Annotated in this window: 15 protein-coding genes; 10 read left to right on the top strand and 5 right to left on the bottom strand. The window is 26.4% G+C overall.

Features of this window, described 5'->3' with window-relative positions; translation table 11 throughout:
* Window positions 1-627 precede the first annotated feature (627 nt).
* On the top strand, window positions 628-1581 hold the full coding sequence (locus tag SLY_RS03190) for an IS3 family transposase (RefSeq protein WP_041784371.1): 954 nt from the start codon (window positions 628-630) through the stop codon (window positions 1579-1581).
* 329 nt (window positions 1582-1910) lie between these two features.
* Here the strand turns inward: SLY_RS03190 and SLY_RS05430 are convergent, their stop codons facing one another.
* Window positions 1911-2060 carry a hypothetical protein gene (locus SLY_RS05430; RefSeq protein WP_158454211.1) on the bottom strand — a complete coding sequence of 50 codons (150 nt, stop codon included), beginning with the start codon at window positions 2058-2060 and terminating at the stop codon, window positions 1911-1913.
* A 333-nt stretch (window positions 2061-2393) separates the two neighbouring features.
* Between SLY_RS05430 and SLY_RS05060 the strand changes: the two genes are divergently transcribed.
* The 6 genes from SLY_RS05060 (at window position 2394) to lepA (ending at window position 12539) form a co-directional block, all read left to right on the top strand.
* Window positions 2394-4937 (top strand): coiled-coil domain-containing protein, encoded by a 2544-nt coding sequence (locus SLY_RS05060; protein WP_235043258.1) that lies wholly within the window; start codon window positions 2394-2396, stop codon window positions 4935-4937.
* Between the two features lie 82 nt (window positions 4938-5019).
* Entirely contained in the window at window positions 5020-5895 is an 876-nt protein-coding gene (locus tag SLY_RS03180) for a hypothetical protein (RefSeq protein ID WP_015638150.1), read from the top strand.
* 444 nt (window positions 5896-6339) lie between these two features.
* A complete protein-coding gene (locus SLY_RS03175; protein ID WP_041784369.1) occupies window positions 6340-7284 on the top strand; it encodes an IS3 family transposase in 945 nt (314 codons plus the stop codon).
* 1047 nt (window positions 7285-8331) lie between these two features.
* A complete protein-coding gene (locus tag SLY_RS03170) occupies window positions 8332-9408 on the top strand; it encodes a hypothetical protein (RefSeq protein ID WP_015638146.1) in 1077 nt (358 codons plus the stop codon).
* 589 nt (window positions 9409-9997) lie between these two features.
* Window positions 9998-10705 carry a hypothetical protein gene (locus SLY_RS03160; protein WP_012358807.1) on the top strand — a complete coding sequence of 236 codons (708 nt, stop codon included), beginning with the start codon at window positions 9998-10000 and terminating at the stop codon, window positions 10703-10705.
* A gap of 16 nt (window positions 10706-10721) precedes the next feature.
* Complete coding sequence (lepA, locus tag SLY_RS03155; protein WP_012358806.1) at window positions 10722-12539, top strand: translation elongation factor 4; 1818 nt, start codon at window positions 10722-10724, stop codon at window positions 12537-12539.
* Between the two features lie 60 nt (window positions 12540-12599).
* Here the strand turns inward: lepA and gtfA are convergent, their stop codons facing one another.
* The gene (gene gtfA, locus SLY_RS03150; RefSeq protein ID WP_015638144.1) at window positions 12600-14060 is read right to left on the bottom strand and encodes a sucrose phosphorylase; all 1461 of its coding nucleotides are present in this window, start codon (window positions 14058-14060) and stop codon (window positions 12600-12602) included.
* A gap of 1417 nt (window positions 14061-15477) precedes the next feature.
* On the opposite strand from gtfA, the gene SLY_RS03145 reads away from it, so the two are divergent.
* From SLY_RS03145 to SLY_RS03130, 3 genes are all read left to right on the top strand, one after another.
* The gene (locus SLY_RS03145; RefSeq protein WP_235043257.1) at window positions 15478-16011 is read left to right on the top strand and encodes a hypothetical protein; all 534 of its coding nucleotides are present in this window, start codon (window positions 15478-15480) and stop codon (window positions 16009-16011) included.
* A gap of 563 nt (window positions 16012-16574) precedes the next feature.
* Window positions 16575-17156 carry a hypothetical protein gene (locus tag SLY_RS03140; protein WP_015638141.1) on the top strand — a complete coding sequence of 194 codons (582 nt, stop codon included), beginning with the start codon at window positions 16575-16577 and terminating at the stop codon, window positions 17154-17156.
* A gap of 1008 nt (window positions 17157-18164) precedes the next feature.
* The gene (locus SLY_RS03130; RefSeq protein WP_235043256.1) at window positions 18165-18758 is read left to right on the top strand and encodes a hypothetical protein; all 594 of its coding nucleotides are present in this window, start codon (window positions 18165-18167) and stop codon (window positions 18756-18758) included.
* Between the two features lie 568 nt (window positions 18759-19326).
* Here SLY_RS03130 and tsaB read toward each other — a convergent pair.
* The 3 genes from tsaB to gyrA all read right to left on the bottom strand — a co-directional run bounded on the left by tsaB (window position 19327) and on the right by gyrA (window position 22949).
* Complete coding sequence (gene tsaB / locus SLY_RS03125) at window positions 19327-19902, bottom strand: tRNA (adenosine(37)-N6)-threonylcarbamoyltransferase complex dimerization subunit type 1 TsaB (RefSeq protein WP_235043255.1); 576 nt, start codon at window positions 19900-19902, stop codon at window positions 19327-19329.
* A 124-nt stretch (window positions 19903-20026) separates the two neighbouring features.
* Complete coding sequence (gene tsaE, locus SLY_RS03120; RefSeq protein WP_012358799.1) at window positions 20027-20497, bottom strand: tRNA (adenosine(37)-N6)-threonylcarbamoyltransferase complex ATPase subunit type 1 TsaE; 471 nt, start codon at window positions 20495-20497, stop codon at window positions 20027-20029.
* Complete coding sequence (gyrA, locus tag SLY_RS03115) at window positions 20490-22949, bottom strand: DNA gyrase subunit A (protein WP_012358798.1); 2460 nt, start codon at window positions 22947-22949, stop codon at window positions 20490-20492. The genes tsaE and gyrA overlap by 8 nt, the downstream gene beginning before the upstream one ends.
* Window positions 22950-22952: the final 3 nt, after the last annotated feature.

Here is a 22952-nt window from a genome sequence, read left to right as displayed (position 1 = left end):
TTTAATTTTTACAATTTTGGCATAAACTAAAACGGATCATTTTTAAACCTAATTTATAACCCCCCCTCTAGTTGAGGGGGGGGTTTTTATTTCTTCCATAATCATTTTCGCTAGTGTTTATGGTGATGGATTTGCCAATTAACCCTGTTATTATATAACACAAACAACCCAAAATTAAAAACTCCGCATTATTGTGTAAAAAAATTTAATCCATGTCGTTTTATAGGTGACTTTTTCTTTTTTTTTACTTATATATATAATGGTATGTTTCTAATAAGGTTAAACCCGTGGGTAAAACTAAACACCAATTCAAAAAAGCCCTCCAAGGCTGTTTTGAATTGGTTTGTGATGAGTAATAATTAATTCGGGTTTAACCTTATTAGAAACATAATATAATAATTAATAATGTAAAGATAATAATAAAATTATTATAATATATATGGTTAATATATAAAGAAAGAAATAAAAACTATTCAAAAGTTTTTATTTCTTTCTTTATATTACATATACATATATTATCTTCCATTTATATATTAATTTAATAAATATATTTTAAAATTCAGTTTTAATAAGTTATAATTATTTTTGTAATTAAATAAAAAAATATTAAGATAATTGGTGTTAATAATGCAAAAATTGCAAAAATTAAAGCAAAAAATAAGATTATTACAAAATATGATTTTCCATATTCAAATTATTAATAAAAAAATAGTTTTTAAACTTGTTAAACAATTTTCTCAAGACCTAAATTTAACTACCATTTTAAAAACAATTCGCATTAATCGAAGTACTTATTATTATTGGCTAAAAATTGAAGAAAAGTTAAAATTAAAACAAACAAAATATTTTTTACAACAAAAAAGAATTAAAGTTTTATGTTTACACCACCAATATTTTTACGGCCATCGTAAAATTACTGATTTATACCAAAAAACTTTCAACGAACCCATCACTAAGAAAAAAGTTTATCTTATCATGAAAGAAAATAATATTTGTTGTAAGTTAAGGCCTAAAAAAAATAAATATTATTATCATAAAAATTTAAAATCTAACCTCCAAGTTGCACCAAATTTAATCAATCAAGACTTTACCTCATCCCAACCTATGAAAAAATTATTCACCGACATTACTTATTTCCAAACTCCCCAAGGTTTTATCTATTTTTCTGCCATCATCGATTCTTTTAACAACCAAATCATCGCATCCCATACTTCGAATCGCCAAGATAAAGAATTAATTTTAAATACAATCAAAAAACTACCTCCATTAAAAGAACCTTGTGTTATCCATTCCGACCAAGGATTAGTTTATCAATCCCTAAAAGTACAACAAACCTTAACTAAAAAAAGGTTTTTAATCAGCATGTCCCGCAAAGCAACCCCACGCGATAACGCCGTGATTGAGAACTTTTTTGGCCAGATGAAAAGTATTTTATTCAACCAACATCCATTTTTATTTCAAAAAAACCCAAGTAAAATCAAAAAAATTATAAATCGATTCGCTTCTTTTTGGAATCACAAATGGATTTTAACTAAATTAAATACTTCATCTCCTGTAAAATATTTTCAATCTTTTAGATAAATATTTTAATTAATTGACAAATTCAACTGCAACCTTTTTAAAAGAGGTTATTTCACTGTACATTTTTTTAAGTAAAAAATTAAAAACTCCGCATTATTGTGTAAAAAAATTTAATCCATGTCGTTTTATAGGTGACTTTTTCTTTTTTTTTACTTATATATATAGCGTAAGGATAAAAATTAAAAAAATATCTTTTGAAACTAGCAAATTATAAAAAAACATTAGACACTTTTTAAGTGTAATGAAATTGCTTTGTTAGTTTGAAAAGATATGAAATTATCTACTTAATTTTAAAGTCTTAAAGAGTAATTTATAAATAAAAAGTTGTATTAAAAAACGGAACAGCGCAGCAAAACCAAAAAAGCTTTAGAAAACGCAGGAATAGACCCCAAATATTCTGCTATTGCATCAAAAGCTTTATGGGTTGGTGGTGGTTGTTTACTTGCTGCTGCATGTTGTTTAATCCCAGGAATTGGCACATTCTTAGGAGTAGCAGTTTTAATAAGTACTATCGCTTATGTAGCAACTATTACACTTACCGAAAAAACCAACCAAGAACCACCAAAAAACACATCTCCACCACAACAAGTAGAAAACAAAGTAGACAATACAAACAAACAAATTGAACCAGATAAATTAACTGAAAATAACAGAGATTTTGAAACTCAAGAAACTCAAAAAAAAAAAAAACAACAAAATCAACTGAATTAAATAATGAAAACCTAACTCCTCAACCAACTTTAAAACAACCAATTCATAAACAAAAAAAAATTAACAAAGAAGAATATAATAAAAGTTTATTGAATCCAGACATGCAAAAACAAGTTGAGGAGTTATTGCACCGCGAAACAGTCAAAACCGAACAATTGTTGCAAGAAAGAAATTATTTTGAAGCTAATTTACAAGCTCATCTTTTGGAAATTTTAAATATAAAAAATCAAAAAGATAATTTAGAAAAAGAACTTTTAGAACAAAAAAACTTATCAGATGCTGAAAAACAACAATTAACTAAGCAAATTGAGGACATAAATACTAATTTAGCATCTATAAATAAAGAATTAAACAATTCAAAACAAAAATTAAATGAAGAAGAAAAAAACCAAACTGAATTAAATAATGTCATCAACAAAGAAAAAGCAAGTTTATTTCAAATTCAAAAGCAACTAGAAGAACAAAAAAACTTATCAGATGCTGAAAAACAACGATTAACTAAGGAAATTGCATCCATAAATACTAATTTAGCAAATAAAACCGAAGAATTAAATAACTTAAACCAAAAATTAACTGATGAAACTCAAAGACAAACGGAATTAAATGATGTTATTCAAACCCAAGAAGAAAAGTTAAAACAAATCCAAATTTCTAGTGAAGAAAATCAACAACAATTAGTTAATAAAATTACAGATATTCAAACTAATTTAGATAAGCAAGAAAAAATTACCGAAGCCAAAAATAAAGAAATAGAACAAATACAAAACCAAAAATCACAATTAGAAAAAATATTAGATTCAAATAAACAAGATTTACAAAATTTACAACAAGAAATATTTGATAAAGAAGTTGAATTAGAAGAAAAAGAAAGAAAATTAACTGAACAAAAAGATTTATCAGCAAATGAAGTTAAGCAATTAAATGAAGAAATTAATAATTTAAGAAATAATATTGAACAAAAACAAGTAAATTATCAAGCTCATTTATTAATTAAAGAAGAAGAAATCAAACAATTACAAGAAAACGAAAAAAACTTAAAACAACAATTAACTCAAAAACAAGAAGAAACTATGAGCCTAAGGGAACAACATGAAAAAACTTTGGAAGAAATCCAAAGACAAATTATAAATTATAAAAAAACAGTTGCTGAACTAGAAGAAGAAACCCAAAAACTAAAAGACCAAATTGAAAAAAACAATGAAAATGCTAAACAATTACAAAAAGAATTAAAAGCTAAACAAGCAAAATTAGATGAAATTAACAAAACAATAGGGATTTTAACAGCAAATAAAGATAATTTAGAACAAACAATAAAAGACTTAGAAAATGAAACAACAATAACAAATTGGAAAGAGTCAAAAAATCAAAAAGAATATAGTTATGACACTAGTAGTAAAGAAATTCAATTCTCTCGTTTTTGGAATGATAAACCTTTTACATATAAAATTGTCCCAAAGATTGATTTTAAAAATACTGGATTGCCCCATATTCCAAGAAGTCTAAGAACATATAATGAAATGATTAAAAGAAATACCATACAAGGAGAAAGTATAGAACTATCCCCAGGTAAATATTATTGCGAACCAATTTTTGATATGAATAATATACCATATATTAATGGAGCTAATTTAATTTTTAGTCAACCAGTTTCAAGCATCGAAATACCTGAAAATTTAATCAAACTTGATGAAGCAAAAGAAAACTTAAAAAATATATCCCAAGAATTATCAAATTATTACACTAATTTAAAAAACACTCAACAAGAATATAATCAATTATTAGAAAATCAAACACCAGATGATAGTTTACAACAAGAATTAAACAATAAAGCAAATCATATTAAAACTTTAAAAAACGAAATGCAACAACTAGAAATTAAAGAACAAGGTTTTAGAAGTGAAATTGATACTTTAAAATTAGAAAATAAAAAACTAAAACAAAAATATACTAATGATTTAACTAAAATCCAAAAAGAACTTGATGCAACTAAAACCGAAAACGAACAACTAGAAAAAGAGATGCAAGAAATACAAGCTGAATTGATTAAAAATGGTAACGCTGATGATGCATTAGTTAAACAATTAAATCATAAAGAAGCTCAAATAAAAGAATTAAAGGGTAAAATTAACACTTTAGAAGCCAATGAAACTAAATTGCAAGAAACAATCAAACAAAAAGACAAAGAAATAGAACAATTGCAACAAAAAGTTCAAGAACAAGCGGAACAAATTATAAAATTAACTGCTGAAATTGAAAACAATATAGAAATTTTCAAGCAACAAGCAATTAAAATTCAACAACTAGAAGGGGCAATTGCAGGACTTGAAAGTGCAAGTAGTGCGATGGGTATTGATAATAAAGAATTATTACACGAAATCAATAAACTAAAAACTCAATTAGACGCCGAAAAAGCTGCGCATATTGCAACAAAAATAAAATTGGATAAAAAGATTGTTAAATTAAATAATGATAAGTTAAAATTAACCAATAAATCAAATGAATTAGAAAATCAAAAAGATGGTTGGGACAAAAATGTAGGTGCTGCGATTAACACAGTTTTAGGTGGAGTTGCTGGTGGTGCAATTGCTGGTGCTGCGGCTGTTGCTAGTAAATGGGACACAGTTAAAACATGGTTTAATTGGTAATGCAATTTTTTTTGCATTACCAGGTTGGATTATGATAAAATGATGATAAGTTATAAAAATAAAAAAAGAAGTTAATTATAGGATGGAGTTATTTAAGGTATTAGTTATTATAGGTTTTTTAGGAGTTTTTTTTGGATTGGGTCCTTTATTGATTTGGTTTGTTCAAAAACGAGAAAATAAAAATAGAATTAAAAAAGTTAATTTAAAAACGTTAATGATTTGGTATTATGTTATTACAATTATTGCGATTGGTGGGATTGGCTTGTTTGCGTTTTTAGACAATAAATATGATATAAAAAACTCGAAACCTAAAACTTATACTATTTCTGAACCGAAAGTAGAAATTGAAGCTGAATGGTTTGAAACAGAAAGTAAATACGAATGGAAAGGTTATGAATCAATAAATATAGGAAATAAAAAATACCCAATTGAAGAAAATAACAAGCCTTATAGAAATGATAAAGGCAAATGGGTAATGGATGGTGTTGCTGATGAGGGAGAATGGAAAATAAAAGTAAAATACATTTTCTACGGACTCAATGGCTTTGGTAGAGGACAGCACTGTGAATACGAGCCAAATGATATAATGTCGTTTATGAAAAATCCTTTTGACAAATGGAAAACAAAACATTCAACTAACGATTATTTTGATACTTTCATTACAAGAGATAAATATGATGATTCACAATTTGATAATATGTTCATCAACGACTATGTAGACCACTACACAGAACTCAACTACAAAGGCCCAAAATGGTTAATTGAAGAAGATAAAGACTTTTTCATGGATGAAGTACAATGTCATATAATAAACCCCAAAGATTCTAGATATCCCAAAGATGAAAAGAAAAACTACTATCTTCACTTCAACCCAAAACAAAGATATATCACGCTTTACACTAAGAAATTTAATACTCAACCAACAGAAGAATCAACAAAACCAAGATTAAGAGGATAAAATTATAATTATAATTTCTTCTACTGACTATCTAAACTAAAATACCCCCCCAAATCAAACATGCCTCTTTAACGCATTATTTTGCCCTTCTCGCTGTGATTAAATTACAAATAGGGTTATTACCCTATTTGTAATTTATACCCCCCTTAAATCCAATTTAGCCTCTAAATGACCTTCAAAAAACCTTGTAAATACCTACTTTTAATTTTTACAATTTTGGCATAAACTAAAACGGATCATTTTTAAACCTAATTTATAACCCCCCCTCAACTAGAGGGGGGGTTTTTATTTCTTTCTTTATATTACATATACATATATTATCTTCCATTTATATATTAATTTAATAAATATATTTTAAAATTCAGTTTTAAATACATTTTTGAGTTATAATTGTTTTTGTGATTAAATAAAAAATATTAAGATATAAGATAATTGGTGTTAATAATGCAAAAATTAAAGCAAAAAATAAGATTATTACAAAATATGATTTTCCATATTCAAATTATTAATAAAAAAATAGTTTTTCAATTGGTTAAACAATTTTCTCAAGACCTAAATTTAACTACCATTTTAAAAACAATTCGCATTAATCGAAGTACTTATTATTATTGGCTAAAAATTGAAGAAAAGTTAAAATTAAAACAAACAAAATATTTTTTACAACAAAAAAGAATTAAAATTTTATGTTTACACCACCAATATTTTTACGGCCATCGTAAAATTACTGATTTATACCAAAAAACTTTTAACGAACCCATTACTAAGAAAAAAGTTTATCTTATCATGAAAGAAAATAACATTTGTTGTAAGTTAAGGCCTAAAAAAAATAAATATTATTATCATAAAAATTTAAAATCTAACCTCCAAGTTGCACCAAATTTAATCAATCAAGACTTTACCGCCTCCCAACCTATGAAAAAATTATTCACTGATATTACTTATTTCCAAACTTCTCAAGGTTTTATCTATTTTTCTGCCATCATCGATTCTTTTAACAACCAAATCATCGCATCCCATACTTCGAATCGCCAAGATAAAGAATTAATTTTAAATACAATCAAAAAACTACCTCCATTAAAAGAACCTTGTGTTATCCATTCCGACCAAGGATTAGTTTATCAATCCCCAAAAGTACAACAAACCTTAACTAAAAAAAGGTTTTTAATCAGCATGCCCCGCAAAGCAACCCCACGCGATAACGCCGTGATTGAGAACTTTTTTGGCCAGATGAAAAGTATTTTATTCAACCAGCATCCGTTTTTATTTCAACAAGTTCCATGCAAAATCAAAAAAATAATCAATCGATTCACTTCTTTTTGGAATCATAAATGGCTTTTAACTAAATTAAATTCTTTATCTCCTTTAAAATATTCTCAATCTTTTAGATAAATATTTAATTATCGATAATAAACTCAAAACCTTTTTAACAAGAGGTTGTTTTACTGCGCATTTTTTCTATAAAAAATTAATAACTCCGCATTATTTTGTAAAAAATTTAATCCATGTCGTTTTGTAGGTGATTTTTTCTTTTTTTCGGCCTATATATATAGTGGAGGGATAAAATATTAAAAAAATATCTTTTGAAATTAGCAAATTATGAAAAAACATTAGACACTTTTTAAGTGTAATGAAATTATTTGTTAATTTGAAAAGATATGAAATTATCTATTTAATTTTAAGTCTTAAAGAGTAATTTTTAAATAAAAAATTGTATTAAAAAAAGGAACAGTGCAAAAAAAGCAATAAATTCAAAACAAACACTACCAAGCGAAAAAACGGTAGTCAAATTACCAACCACCCCAGAAAAACAACCAAGCCAAACAACTTCCATTTGAAAAAATAATTCATCATAAAAATCACCCAATAAGAAATAAAAATAATGATGAAAATTAATAATAAATTAACATTAATTATATTTCTTTGCTTAACTTGTTTCATTATATTCATTATTTGACGAATTTTTTTTCATCACCCCATTTTTTTATTAACTTTAAAAGATTTGAATGAAATATTAAAAGAACAAAAAAACAGAAATCGAACAATTTATTCAAGAAAAAACCAAAAACTAAAAGAAACCAACCTCCTCTACCCTACTCTTTCTGAATCAGAATTAATGTATGAAAGATTGACAAAAATCACAAAAACAATCAGGGAAATATTAAGAATGTATGCTGAATCATCAGACATAAACCTACTCATCAACAAGTAAACGCTAAATACAACCAAATCAAAGCGGACGCCCAAACTAAAAACATTATTCTTCCTAATTTCACCTTTAACTAATTTAATTACACAAAACAAAATCATTACCATTCAAGAACCTATTTTTTTAGGTTCTTTTTTTATATCCTTTCCGTTTTCTTTGCAAAAAAAAAAAAAACGGTATAATGGAATTGTATTATTTTTCCATTATACTTAATTAGAAAGGATTTAAATATGAATAATTACCCAAACTATCCAACCCCATTTCCGCAAAAAAACAACAAACTTCTTTACTCCATTATTGCAATTGTTTCTGTTGTATTCGTTATTTTTGCAATAATTTTCTTCTATAATAAAACTAAACCCTCAACTAATAACCAAAACTCCGAACACCAAGAAACCCCAAATAACAGGAATACCTCAAGAAAACCAAACTCTCAACAAAAACACACACCACGTCCTGAAAATCCTAGACAAATCAGAACTGCAGAAAATCCATCTGAATTTTCGGATGATGATTTTTTACCACCTTTTGATTTAGAACCTCAGGATGAAGAATTTAATACAAATGCTTCAAACCCTCAATTTTATACAAATACTCAAAAACCTTCTTCTTCTCCACAATCACCAACAACCCCTCAATCTTACACAAACGCTCCAAACCCCACTTCTTCAACATCCCCTCAACCCTCAACCGATTCCGCTGAAGAAATAAACCGCCTTGCCGCTGAAAATAATTTACTTTCTCAAGAAATCAATGAACTACTTAATTATGATTTCGAAAACACCTCTTTCCCTTCTCAAAAAAAAATTACAGATTCTTTAGTGTTTGATTCTTCTGAAATAAATGAATTACAATTGGAAATAGAAAAACCATGTATAATTCTTTTGCAAGATATCGAAATAATTAAAGCCAAAATTGAATATTTTATAAACTCCTCATCGGATATAAAAGATTATATTGAAAGAATGAAAAAATTATATGGCATTTCTTCTGGAAATTCTTCTTTATTGGGTTTAAAAGGAATGAATAAAGTGTTAAAAGAACAAAAAAACAAATTAAACAAACAATTCAAGAACAAATCCAAAAAAACAAAAAACGACAACTTTATTTACCCTACTCTTTCTGAATCAGAATTAATGTATGAAAGATTGACAAAAATCACAGATGTAATCAGAGGAATACAAAGAATGTATGCTGAATCATCAGACATAAACACTGCTCATCAACAAGCAAAAACCAAATACACCCAAATCAAAGCGGACGCCCAAAAGCAAAACATCATTCTTCCAAATATCACTTTTAACTAAACCCCTCTCAAAAGAGCCTATATTTTTCCTAGGCTCTTTTTTCTTTTCCATTTTCTTTTTTTCTTTGCAAAAAAAAAAAAAAACGGTATAATGAGATTGTATTTTTATTAGAAAGGAGGCAATTATGAATTATCGCCAAATATAAAAAAACCAGCTTAAAAACAAAAGAAACTAATTTACTTTCCAGATGAAAAATTTTATTATTAATTACAACTCCAAAAATATCCACTAAGACTAAAAAAGACCTATGTTAACAAAAAAAACAATTAAGTTTATTATCAAAATAAATTAATTAATAAAAATATGTTCTTTTTGTTATAATATCTTATGAATCTTATAAAATAAGTAAGAAAGGAATATTGTAAAATTTTTTTATTAAAAAATATCAAAAAAACAATAGAGTCAGAAAAATTACAACACAAAGAAACTACTAATAAAACTTTTGCCAATCATGAACAAATTATTAAAAAAATGTTATTTTTAATCACCTTTTTTCTTGCATCTTTTGTAATTTCTTTTTTTTCTTTTTAAATCAGAATTATTATTTAAAATCAACAAAATACAACGTTCCTACAGGGAACAATCGGTATTGGTTGCTGATGAACACGCCCAAAATTATTTTTTCCAAGCTTTAGGGATTGCTTTATTAATTTCTATTATATCAGGTATTTTATCATGTTTTCTTTTTAATTTCAGTTGGATAACAGCACCACTTTTTAGTCTTTCTTTTGGAGGATTTTTAGGCATTCTTTCAAATATGTTCAAATATGCATCCCGTTATTCAAAAGAATTACAAGGAGAATATGTTGTTTTTCTTGGTATTAGTATTATTTTATTCTTTCTCATAAGTAATTTTTTGATTACTCTTTTACTTTATTATAAAAAATTTCGTAAACAAGAAAACCAAGATATAATAAATAAATTTGGTTTTGTAATATTTAATTTTTTTATTGTTACAACCATTTATGCATTTTTATTTTTCTTACTTTTTATTGCTTTTGGTGAAGAAATCAAAATTTTTAAAAATGTTTGGGCTATTATTGGCTTATTATTTTTTAGCGGTCTTGTTGCAAGTAGTTCTATTTTTATTGCAAGCGCTTTATGCATTTTTGATGTTATAACTAAAAAAACAAATAGATTCCAAATATCAAAATTCTTTGGCTTTTATTTTATTTATAATTGTATTTTATCCCATCTTGAAAATGTTTTTTTAGAACGTTTCGCAAAAAAAATTAATTTTAAGAGATGTTGTTTTTACTTGCGAAAACAACAATTAAACAGCCTTAACATCAGCTGAAAGGACTTTGAAACAAATGAACATAACAAAAATAAAAGAAAGGCAAAAAAGAATTCGTAATTTTTCCATCATTGCTCACATTGACCATGGAAAATCAACTTTAGCAGACCGCATTTTGGAAATAACAGGGACTATTGACAAAAGAGTCATGCAAACCCAAATCCTTGATTCCATGGACTTAGAAAGAGAAAGAGGAATTACAATTAAGTTAAATGCAGTTCAAATCCTTTATCAAGCCCAAAATAAACAACAATATATTATGCATTTAATTGACACTCCTGGACATGTTGATTTTAGTTATGAAGTTTCGCGTTCTTTGGCTGCTTGTGAAGGTGCTATTTTAGTTATTGATGCCGCTCAAGGAATTCAATCCCAAACTCTTGCTAATGTTTATTTAGCAATAGAAAACAATTTAACAATCATCCCTGTTTTAAATAAAGTAGACCTCCCAAGCGCTGATGTTCCACGAGTTAAAGGAGAAATTAAAGACATTCTGAATATTGATCCTGAAATGGCGATTAGTGCTAGCGGAAAAACAGGGGCAGGTGTAATTGATATTTTAGAAAGAATTGTAACTCAAATAAGCCCTCCTAAAGGAGACCCGGAAGCTCCTTTACAAGCTTTAATTTTTGATTCTTATTTTGATCCTTATAAAGGAGTTGTCCCTTCCATTAGAATTATTAACGGAACAGTCAAAAAAGGCGATCAAATCCTTTTTATGGCAGGCAAACACGTTTATGAAGTTGTGGAAGTAGGAGTTTATAATCCAAAACAAATTAGCAAAGATTATCTAGCTCCAGGAGATGTTGGCTATCTTACTGCTGCCATCAAAAGTATTAACCATGTCAGTGTAGGAGACACTATAACTTCCAATCACAAACCCGCAATCCAACCATTGCCAGGTTATAAAAAAATGAATTCTGTTGTTTTTTGTGGCCTTTATCCCATCGAAATTAACAAATACGAAGCATTAAAAGAAGCTTTAGAAAAATTAAAATTAAGTGATTCTTCTTTAGTTTTTGAACCAGAAAGTTCTTCTGCTTTGGGTCTGGGTTTTAGAACTGGGTTTTTAGGACTTTTGCATATGGAAATAATCCAAGAGCGTATTAGTCGTGAATTTGGAGTAGAAGTGATTACAACAGCTCCTTCAGTTATTTATCACGTTTATAACCTCAAAGGAGAAAAAATTTTAGTTGATAACCCTTCTAAATTACCATCACCACAAATGATTGAAAGAATTGAAGAGCCTTTTATTAAAGCAACTATTATTTGTCCCGAAATCTACATTGGTAAAGTAATGGAGTTATCGCAAAATAAAAGAGGTAGTTTGCAAAACATCGAATACATTGACCAACAAAGAACAAAAATTAATTATTTATTACCTTTTTCAGAAACTATTTATAATTATTTTGATAAATTAAAATCTCTCACAAAAGGTTATGCTTCTTTTGATTATGAAATGGAAAATTATCGTGTTTCTAAATTGCAAAAAATGGATATTTTATTAAATGGTGAAGTGGTTGATGCTTTATCTTTAATAGTTCATAAGGATTTCGCTTATTCTAGAGGAAAAACTATTTGTGAAACTTTAAAAAGTTTTATTCCAAAACAAATGTTCGAAATTCCTATTCAAGCCGCTTTAGGTAAAAAAATTATTGCCCGAGAAACAATTAAGGCTATGCGTAAAGATGTCACAGCCAAACTTTATGGCGGGGATGTAACGCGTAAAAAAAAATTACTCGAAAAACAAAAAAAAGGGAAAAAGAAAATGAAAACTTTAGGTAAAGTAGATTTACCTCAAAAAGCTTTTTTAGCAATTCTTTCAGCCAAATAAAAAAAGAAATAAACTCTTGCAGCTTTTAACTGTGAGAGTTTATTTTTTTAACAAATTTACTTAATTTTTAAATATTTCTTTGCCGTTGTGAGTAATAATAATTTTTTTGCTAACAACATCCGCTTCTAAAACAGCTTTATTTTGACCGCTTTTATCTTGACGTAAGATTTTGATCTTATGATTTTCTAAAGTAGGATCAACAAAAATACTTCCATCTAAATCAAAGGCTTGACATTCATTGCGCCACTTTAATAATTTAAATAAATCAACTACAACTTGCCTTTTGACTTCTGCTTTGATTTCTTCGCGAGAATAATAATGACGGTTGATGTTTCTGCCTTCTTTAGTCGCCTCTAATAATTTAATATCGTTTTCTCCTGCCAAAAGACCAACATAATAAATTTGAGGAATACCAGGAGCAAAAATTTGAAAAGCACGACTTAATAAATAAGTGTCATCTTCGTTGCCTAAGGCTGAATAATAAGTTGAATTGATTTGATAAATATCTAGGTTTTTGTATGCTTTAGTGGAATAAATTTTTTTAGCATTAACACCAATTTTATATATTCTTTTAGAGGTATAATTAATTTCATCTTCTGTAAGAATATCAAGTGCATCAACAACCCCAATGCCGTCGTGAGTATCTAGGGTAGTGAATTGTTTCATGGGAGATTTTGCAAGCCATTCTTTCAAGCGATGTGTTTTTCCTGAATACATCGTAAAAAGGACTACCAAAGGAAGTGCGAAATCATAAATAAAATATCCTTGTTCGCTTATTTTATGAGAAATAGAATATTGTTCATGAATTTCTGGCAATATACAAGCTCCTAAAGGTTTTAAAATCTCGCTTACTCCATGTAACAAATCCCATATTTCAGGTTCTAAGAAAAAACAATTTGTACCAGCTTTTTTACAAACATAAGCAAATGCATCTAAACGAATTAAACTAGCCCCTTTTTTCACCATAAATTCTAAAGTTTTTTTAATAAATTCTTTGGCAATATCATCATTGATGTTGATATCAATTTGATCTTCGCCAAAAGTGTTCCAAAGGTGTTCTTTTTGGCCGTTATCAAACTTAATAAGTTGGTTGGGTTCTTTGTCCTTTCGTTTATAAATCAAATCAATATCTTCTTGTGTAGGTCTGTTTTGACCTGCTTTTAACCAAAAATTTTCCCAACGAATAAAAAAATTACTATATTTGGATAATTCATGATTCTTTTTGAAATCTTGATACATGACAGATGCACGTGAAATATGATTAATCATAAAATCAAACATTAAATAATATTGTTTATCTAATTCTTCTATATCTTTCCAATCTCCAAAAGCAGGATCAACTAAATTATAATCAGAAGGTGCAAAGCAGCGGTCACTTGTGGAGGGGAAAAAAGGCAAAAGATGAACTCCTCCAATAACATCGTTGCCAATATCTTCTTTTAAAACTTTAATTAAATCTGAAATGTTTTTTCCCAATGAATCAGGATAAGTGATCAACATTACTTTATTTTTAATTTTCATTTATTTATGCCCTTTTTTTAAAATATTTTTATTATATAATTTATTTTGATATTTGGTACTATAGTTAAAAAAAATATTATAAATACAAAAAAACAAAGGAAACAAATAATTTTTTAAAATATTTTATTTCCTAATGGAATTCTTTTGATGAAAAAAATAAAATGAAAAAATCAAGCTTATAAATTCTTTTTTTGTCTTTTTAATCATTAACAACCTTTCCGAATAATTAAAATTACTCAAGCTGCAAAAGAATTAAGTTTTTTAGCTATTTTTGTATGTATTTTGTTATTTATTATGCTTAATCCAAAAAAACAATTTGAAAACAAATTATTTTATACAATTTTATTTTAACAGATTTTATATTTTTTTTTGTTGTATTTTAATTTGTTATCAATTTTTTTATTTAAAAAAATTATCAAAAAAGCAAAAAAATTAATGATTTTTTTTATTTATGGTATTTTTTCTCAAAAACCGAATAATATGATCTTGAATTGTTGATTAAAAAAATAGTATTTTTTCAAACCGTTTATTAAAGTCATTTGGTATTTTTGTTATTTCGAGAAAAAAATAAGAAAAGAGGGAAAATAAATGTTCTTAAAAACTTCGGTTAAAAAACAAAAAAATTTTAAAAAAATAAAAACGAAGGGAATATGGTCCTGAAAAATGGGATTGTTGAATAAAAAAAATAGTATTTTAACTACTTATGGGTCTGTATGGGTCTGAAATTGAAATTGAAAAAATAACTATTAATATAATATTACACTATGCTATAATTAATATTTTTATCTCAAAACCCCAACAAACTATGTTTTATTTTTAATTAATCGTTACTGATGCAAAATCCTATATTTGTTTTAGTTGAGTTTGGAAATAATTTTTCTTTCATGTTTATTTATGTGTGTTTGTTTTTTTGTGGCCTTTTATAAAAGGTTTTGATAACATGGGATGCTGAAAAAATTATTAATATAATATTAACACTAATTTTTTTTAAAATCCCCTCCAAACTAAAATTTTTTATTACTTCAAAATATTAAATTCAAATTAAAAAACAATTTATTTATGAAAAACGTAAAAATTAATTAATTTGTTTATAATTTTTCAAATGAAAAAACTAAAAAAATAAACTAGTCTTATAAGTAGTTTGAAAAAACTATTTTTTTTATTCAATAACTCCAATTTTGAAAGGAATATATTCATGTATAATTGAAATTTTTAAATCAAAAAGTAAATTAAAAGAAAGAGTTTGAAAAACATCTTCCATCAAACAAAAGCCACAAAAAAAGGAATCACTTGTAAAACAAAAACAAATGCAATTGAGATGATGCAAAAAATTGTCTTAAATGAGTTTTTTATGATAAAATTTAATTACAAGAAGAAATTTTCTGTTTGTTATTTTTTATTAGGGGGTTTTGTAATTGTGAAAAAAATTTTTTTCAAACGCAATTATTTAATTATCTTGATGTTAGTTTGCTTCTTGTTGTGCGAAAGGTTTGTGCCATTTGCTTTTGCCGCTGAAAATGACGAAAACACGCATGAAGTTGTTAGAACTATTACTGAAAGCAAAGATTTACTGAATGATATCAAAGATTCTTTAGCTAATAAAACAGTTTTGGCAACATCAAAAGTAGTCAATGAAATTCAAGTCGATTTAAGAAAAAATTATCCAGATAACAAAAGAACAGTAACAGTTTGGTTAAATCTTTTAATTGACGACATTTTAAATGTTTCTCGTTGGAGTGATGTTGAAGTTGATCATTTTAAAAAACATCTTTATGATGGTGTTTGGATGAAACAAGTTTTAAAAGATACTTTGCAAAATATCTTTGAAACAGCAAAAGTTGAAATCGTAAAGCAACAAGATCCATCATGCAAATTCATCACTGAACACCTTACTAAAGCTTTATTAAAAGACTTGATTGAAAGTGTTGTTATTTTTCTTTGGAACAATTAAAAAATTAAAAACAACATGTGACGTTTTGTTGTCACATTTTTATAAAATTAAATAAAAAAAGTGACGTTAATTTTGTACGTACTTTTCAAAACTAAAAAAACGGGAAAACCACCTTAAAAAGTGGTTTTCCAAAAATACTAAAAATAATTTTGATATTTCTATTTAATTTTTTTAATGCAATAAAATAAAAAAATAATGATATGATAATAATAGGTTTGCAAAATTGATTGAAAAACCTATTATAAAAAAATAATTAAAAAAATTAAATAGAAATATCAAAAAAAGAATAAGCAAATTATCAAAAAAATACCCCAAATTCTAAACCCAAAAAAACAAATGAAAATTTTTTTTAAACAATAGAGCGTGAGAAAAGACAAAAACTTTTTTTGCCAATTTTTTTTGATAAATTAAATAAAGTTGTTTAACTAATTTAGAGAAATATTTTTTTGAGATAAAGCGGTAGTGATTGAATGATTTTTTTTGATAAATTAAGCAATTTTTTTGATAATCTTTAAAAAAATAAAATTAATTTTTGACAAACAAAAGAAAAAAAGGAGACAAAAATGGAAGAACAACAAAAGAAAAAAATACTAGTTAGTTCAGCTGTTGCAGTTGTTTTAGCGGTAGTAATAGCGGTTTTAGTTTGGCTTATGTTTTTTAAGAAAATACAACTAAGCAACGTATTAAAAACTAATACAGAAAAAATTACTTTAACCCAAGGAGAAATAACCAATCCTCAACAAGATTCTGTTTTAAACAAAGTTAAAAAAAATACTGATAGCCAAGTTAAACTAGCGGACATTACAATTACTTTAACTGATGAAAGTAAAAAACTAAAAGTGGCTGCTAAAGATTCTAGTAAATTTCAAGGACATGTTGAATATAATTTAGTACAAGCTTCACAAGCAGCACCAGCTAAAGTAGAATTAAATACTGTTTTAAAACCAGCTTCAGAAAAAATTACTTTAACCCAAGAAGAAATAACTACTCCTCAACAAGATTCTGTTTTAAACAAAGTTAAAAAAAATGCTGATAGCCAAGTTAAATTAGCTGATGTAACATTAACTGTAGCTGACAATAAATTAAAAGTGACAGCTAATGGCTCTAGCCAATTTAAAGGTTTTGTTGAATATAATTTATCATAATAAACAACTAAATTTAACTTAAACATAACAAAAAAGATAAAAACGAAGATTAAAAAAACTAGTTTAACAAAAGATTAAAAAATACTTCCCAAAAGGTAAGTTTTTTAGATGAAGTTAAAAAATTGATAAAAAATATCAGATTTCTAGCAATAATTAAGTTTTTATTTCAAAAAATAAAGTCTATCTTTTTGAGATAGTCTTTTTTTTATGCCTTTTTTCATTTATTTTATCTGCTTCAAAAAAATATGGACAGCTTTTTGCTTTTAAAAAATCTTTAAAACTAAAAATAATTTTCCAATTTTGTCTAAAAACATTTTTATAAAAACTAATTTTAAAAACAAATTTAAAAAAATATGAAACAATAAACATAAGTATAATCAAACATTTGCAATGTATCAGCCACACTAAGAAAAGAATATAAAAAACTAAAAATCTCGTTTAGCCAGCAAAAAAACTAACAAAAAAACAAACTATGTTAATAAGTAGTTTGAAAAAATATTATTTTGTTATTTAACAACCCCATTTTTCAGGACCATATCCAAATGTGTTTGTTTGCCATTTGGCAAAAAAATCATCTCTTTTGATGCTTTTTTGGTTGGATGCATTATTTTTTCAAGCTTGTGAGGAAAATTTGTTTAGTTTATGAAAAATAAATACTTAAATTTTTGAAAAATTTAATATTAACCAATTGACAGAAATAAACAAACCATCAAAAAATGAAGTAATTTTATAGTTGAGAATTATTTTTTAAATCGAATGGTAAAATTTTAGATTTTTTTTAATTTGAATAAATTCTAAATTGTCGCAATATTTTTTAATTTTAAAAGAAAACATAAAAAAAGTTGGCTAAACTTTGGAAAAAGTTCAATAATTTTAAAACCCAAAGTTGTCTCAAAAAATAAAACAACAAACTTTTTAATTTATTTACAAACCTCAAGAAAGAACAACAAAATGAATAATAACTCAAAAAGGAAAAAAATATGCTTCATTGCCCTTTTCCTTTTAGTCTTGATAACAAGCCTCATTTATTTTCTTCAAACTAAAAAAGAAAAAATACACAATAAAAAAGAGCAAATATATAATAACGCAACCCAAACTCCAATTATCAATCCCCAAAAAGTTCCAAAAATACCAAACAACAATATTTACCTTCCATTAACCAAAAATCAAAACAGCATTTCTATTTTAAATGATTACATCATCTTTGAAGTTTTGCCAACAAAAAAAGCTTCCAATGAAGGAGAGCTAAATGCAAATCAAAAACTCAAATATTTTTATGATAACGAAGGCAAAATAATCTCTTTACAATACTATAATCGCGATGGAAGTGATGAACACAAATGCGATTTAATTTACAACAAGAATGACAAAATAAAAGAAAAAAAATGTTATCTTGAAAATATATACGATAAAAAATACACATACACATATAATGAATTAGGGCAAATTATCGTCAAAGAAGAAGAAAATCCACAATCAAATAATAATTTTAAATATGAATATAATTACAATAATTTAAATCAATTGACGACTTTGCAACAATATTTTCCGGATGGTGTTAAAGGATTAAAATTTAATTATGTTTATCAGTCTTCTAATTAAAAAATAGAAAAAAACCAACAAAATCTAATTATTTTTTTAGGTTATAAAAATAGAGTCTTTGCAACAAGACTCTTTTTTTTAATATAAAACAATAATATAAAAGATGGAAAGGAAGTTTTTTAAATTGCGATTTTCTTAAATTAAAAATTAGTGTTTAGTTGATAGAATAAGTTATAAATCAATTAACATATTTTTTTAACGTGGATAAAAGCTAAAGAAAAAAATTAAGGCTATAAGAGCAGAAAAAAACTTTAGTAAATAATTTTATTTTATAAATTAAAGTTCATTAACTTATTTTAGACTTTAAATTAAAAAATTAATTTTATTAGATAAAAAAAATTTTAATAAATGTTTTGAAAATATTTTTAATAATTCGATCTGTTAGGTTTTTTAAACAAACTTAAAAAATTTTAATCATTCTTTAAAATCTAAAATTAGTTAGATATTTCCATATCTTTTCAAAATAAAAAATAGTTTAATAAAGCAAAAAAATGTCTTACGATAACAAAATAGAGTCTTTGTAACAAGACTCTTTTTTTATAATATAAGGTAGTTTGACATAAATTAATTATTCTTTTTGTGATTGAATTGAAAGAAGATAATTAGGAACTAATAAATGAGGGTTTGGCACTTTTTTCATAAACTGAAAAAGAGGAGCAAGTGCGATTTTAATAGTTTGAGGAGTAATTAATAAATGATTGGAAAAAGTTTCCAAAAAAGAAGAATGATAACGGCCTTCTTTTAAACGAATTTGATTATTGTGAATATTTAAAGCAAAAAAAGCATCATTTCTAGCATCAATTAAAGGAGTGAGAGAATGAAAATCATAACCACTAGTTAAAAGAAGTAAACTGCTAATTTGATATAAAGGGATTTGTAAACTTAAAGAAAGCATTTTGGCCGTTAATACAGCCACTCTTGTCCCTGTATAAGAACCAGGACCTACGCCAACAATTAAAGCATCAATTTCTTTTAAAGTGATTTTGTTAGCTTGTAAAACTTGATCAATCAAAGGGACAATAGAGGCAACATAATCTTTTACAAAAAGTTTTTTTTGTAAGGTTTTAATTTGATTATTATTTGAAAAAATAATTATTTGAGCTTTGGTAGAAGTATCCAAAATTAAAAGTTTTTTTGCAATCATAAAAAAATGCTTTCTTAAGTTTTTTATTATAAAAAAATTGTTGTAAAGTTTAGGGTTTAGAATTATCAATCTTTTGGAGAAGTTAAAAAAGTAAAAGGTTGTTTAAAATAAAATATTTTTTTATTTAGTTTTTTATTTGCTTTATTGTAATTTTTCTTTGTTTTTTGTTTAAAAAATCAATTTTAACTAAAAAATTAAAATCAGGAAAAACTTTGCTACAATCTTCTGGAAACTCAACCATTAAAAAATCTTGATTGCCAAAATCTTCCAATAAATCTTGGCAAAGATCCATTGACAAAGAAGGGCGATATAAATCTAGATGATAAATTTTTTGTTTAAGACCAACGTAAGTTTTTAAAATAACAAAAGTAGGACTTGTTACCAATTGTTTAATGCCAAAAGATTTGATAAAACCTTTAGTAAAAGTTGTTTTTCCGGTTCCTAAAGTTCCTTGCAACAAAATAATTGTTTTATCCGTTCGATTCGCTAATTGATTTCCCAACCAAAAACCTAATTTTTGAGTTTGAGCTGAAGAATTAGTTATTTTAGTTAAAGAAATTGTTTTTGACAAAGAGGGATTTTTGGGATTAATCATTAATTTTTGACTCAACTGCAACTAAAACAGCTTTATGACCGGTTTTTAACTTTATAATTTTAGTTCCTTGAGTTGCTTTATGTTTAGTGTTTTTGATATCAGAAATAGACACTCTTATCACTTGTCCTTTATCAGAAGAAATAATTAAATCTTGTGAAGAAGCGGCAGTTTTTAAAGCAATTAGTCTTCCTGTTTTACTATTAATTTTAATTGTTTTTGAACCTTTGCCATTGCGGGATTGAATGCGATATTGATTGACACTTGTAATTTTTCCATAGCCTTTTTCAGTCATTACTAAAATACTTTGATCTTTGGAATTGGGGTCAAACAAAGCAGCACCAATTAAAAATTCGCCTTTCTTTAAATCCATTCCGATAACGCCTTGACTTTGTCGGCTAGTTTTTCTAGTTTGGGATTCATCAAAACAAATAGCATTACCGTTATTGGAAGCCAAAATAATATTTTGACGTCCATTGGTGTTTGCAACCGTTAATACTTCATCATCATCTCTTAAAACAATGGCAATTTTGCCATTTTCGCGAATATTAGAGTATTCTTTTAAAGAAGTTTTTTTAACTATGCCTTTTTTAGTAGCAAAAAATAAATAATTATCGGGTTGATCAAAATTTTTGACACTAGCGCAAGAAGTTAAAGTTTCGCCTGGTTTCAAATTTAATAAATTAACTAAAGGGATCCCTTTAGAGCTTTTATCGCTTAAATTAATTTGATATCCTTTTAATTGATAAACTCTACCTTTATTAGTGAAAAACAAAAGAAAATTATGAGTAGAAGTGAATAACAAATGTTCGATGAAATCCTCTTCATAAATTTTCATGCCAGCAGCGCCTTTGCCGCCTCTTTTTTGTTGACGGTAAAATTCTGCATCCGTAACTTTAATATAACCTTTATTAGTGATTGTGATAATAATTTCTTTTTGTTCAATTAAATCTTCATCTTTGTCATCTAAAGCAGCATCAAAATTAAGAACAGTTCTTCTTTCATCTTGATATTTCTTTTTAATTTCTAAAAGTTCTTTTTCTAATATTTTTTCTTTCTTTGGTTGAGACTCAATAATGCTTTGGCATTCTGCGATTTCTTTTGTTAGTTTTTGTTCTTCAATAAATAATTTTTGAGTTTCTTGGTTAGATAATCTTTGTAAACTCATTTCTAAAATGGCTTTACTTTGGATTGCATCAAATTGATATTGATCCATTAATTTTTGCTGAGCATCTTTAGTATCCGAAGAGTTTTTAATTAATTTAATAGCATTTTGAATATCTTTTAAAATAGTTAAAAAAGCAAAAACTAAATGTTTTCTTGCTTGAGCTTTTTTGAGTTCAAAAAATTTTTGTTTGTTGATGACTTGAATACGAAAATTAAAAAAAGCTTCCAAAATTGTTTTTAAAGAAACTAATTGCGGTTTTTTGTCAACCAAAGCAACCATATTAATCCCAAAAGAAATTCTTAATGGAGAATGTTTATATAATTGGTTTAAAATGACTTTGGAATTGGCATTTTTTTTTAATTCAATAACTATTTTCATCCCTTGGCGACTGGATTCATCTCTAAGGTCTGTAATTCCTTCGATAACTTTATCTTTTACTAAAAACGCAATTTTTTCAATTAAAGCACTTTTTTTAATTTGATAAGGGATTTCTGTAACAACAATTAAAGTTTTTCCCTTTTCTTCTAAAATATGAGTTTTGGCTTTTATAATAACCGATCCTTGACCGGTTTTGTAGGCGTTTTCAAGTCCTTTCAAACCTAAAAGTTCGCCTCCAGTAGGAAAATCAGGACCTTTAATATATTGCATCAATCCAAGAATAGAAATATTTTTATCTTTGATATAAGCAATTAAACCATCAACCACTTCAGCTAAATTATGAGTAGGGATTTTTGTCGCCATCCCAACAGCAATACCGGTAGCACCGTTAATTAATAAATTAGGAATCGCTGTTGGTAAAACCAAAGGTTCTTTTTCACTTCCGTCATAATTATCTACAAATTCAATAGTTTCTTTGTCAATGTTTTTAATTAATTCCATTGCGATTTTGGCCATTTTAACTTCTGTGTAACGCATAGCCGCTGCTTTGTGGCCATCAATGGAGCCAAAATTACCATGTCCGTCCACTAAAGGATAACGATAGCTAAAATCTTGTGACATTCTTACCATCGCTTCGTAAATACTAGAGTCACCATGGGGATGGTATTTCCCCATCACATCACCGACAATACGAGCAGCTTTTTTATAACTAGAATTACTATAAACAGACAATTCTTTCATTCCGTATAAAATACGTCTTTGGACCGGCTTTAATCCATCTTGGATATCTGGCAAAGCGCGAGCAACAATCACGCTCATTGCATAACTTAAAAAAGATTTTCGCATTTCTGCGCTTAAATTAACTTCTTTAATCTTTCCTTGATTCAAATTAGGATTTTGGTTAATCATGTT

Origin of the sequence: Strawberry lethal yellows phytoplasma (CPA) str. NZSb11 (assembly GCF_000397185.1) — a bacterium.
Lineage (GTDB): Bacteria > Bacillota_I > Bacilli_A > Acholeplasmatales > Acholeplasmataceae > Phytoplasma > Phytoplasma australiense.
Note: the sequence above shows the minus strand (reverse complement) of the source record. Positions and strands in the feature narration are given on the sequence as shown.

Coding starts and splice junctions, on each gene's coding strand:
- SLY_RS03190 (WP_041784371.1), top strand. CDS start 628: ATGCAAAAATTGCAAAAATTAAAGCAAAAAATAAGATTATTACAAAAT.
- SLY_RS05060 (WP_235043258.1), top strand. CDS start 2,394: ATGCAAAAACAAGTTGAGGAGTTATTGCACCGCGAAACAGTCAAAACC.
- SLY_RS03180 (WP_015638150.1), top strand. CDS start 5,020: ATGGAGTTATTTAAGGTATTAGTTATTATAGGTTTTTTAGGAGTTTTT.
- SLY_RS03175 (WP_041784369.1), top strand. CDS start 6,340: ATGCAAAAATTAAAGCAAAAAATAAGATTATTACAAAATATGATTTTC.
- SLY_RS03170 (WP_015638146.1), top strand. CDS start 8,332: ATGAATAATTACCCAAACTATCCAACCCCATTTCCGCAAAAAAACAAC.
- lepA (WP_012358806.1), top strand. CDS start 10,722: ATGAACATAACAAAAATAAAAGAAAGGCAAAAAAGAATTCGTAATTTT.
- gtfA (WP_015638144.1), bottom strand. CDS start 14,060: ATGAAAATTAAAAATAAAGTAATGTTGATCACTTATCCTGATTCATTG.
- SLY_RS03140 (WP_015638141.1), top strand. CDS start 16,575: ATGGAAGAACAACAAAAGAAAAAAATACTAGTTAGTTCAGCTGTTGCA.
- tsaB (WP_235043255.1), bottom strand. CDS start 19,902: ATGATTGCAAAAAAACTTTTAATTTTGGATACTTCTACCAAAGCTCAA.
- tsaE (WP_012358799.1), bottom strand. CDS start 20,497: ATGATTAATCCCAAAAATCCCTCTTTGTCAAAAACAATTTCTTTAACT.
- gyrA (WP_012358798.1), bottom strand. CDS start 22,949: ATGATTAACCAAAATCCTAATTTGAATCAAGGAAAGATTAAAGAAGTT.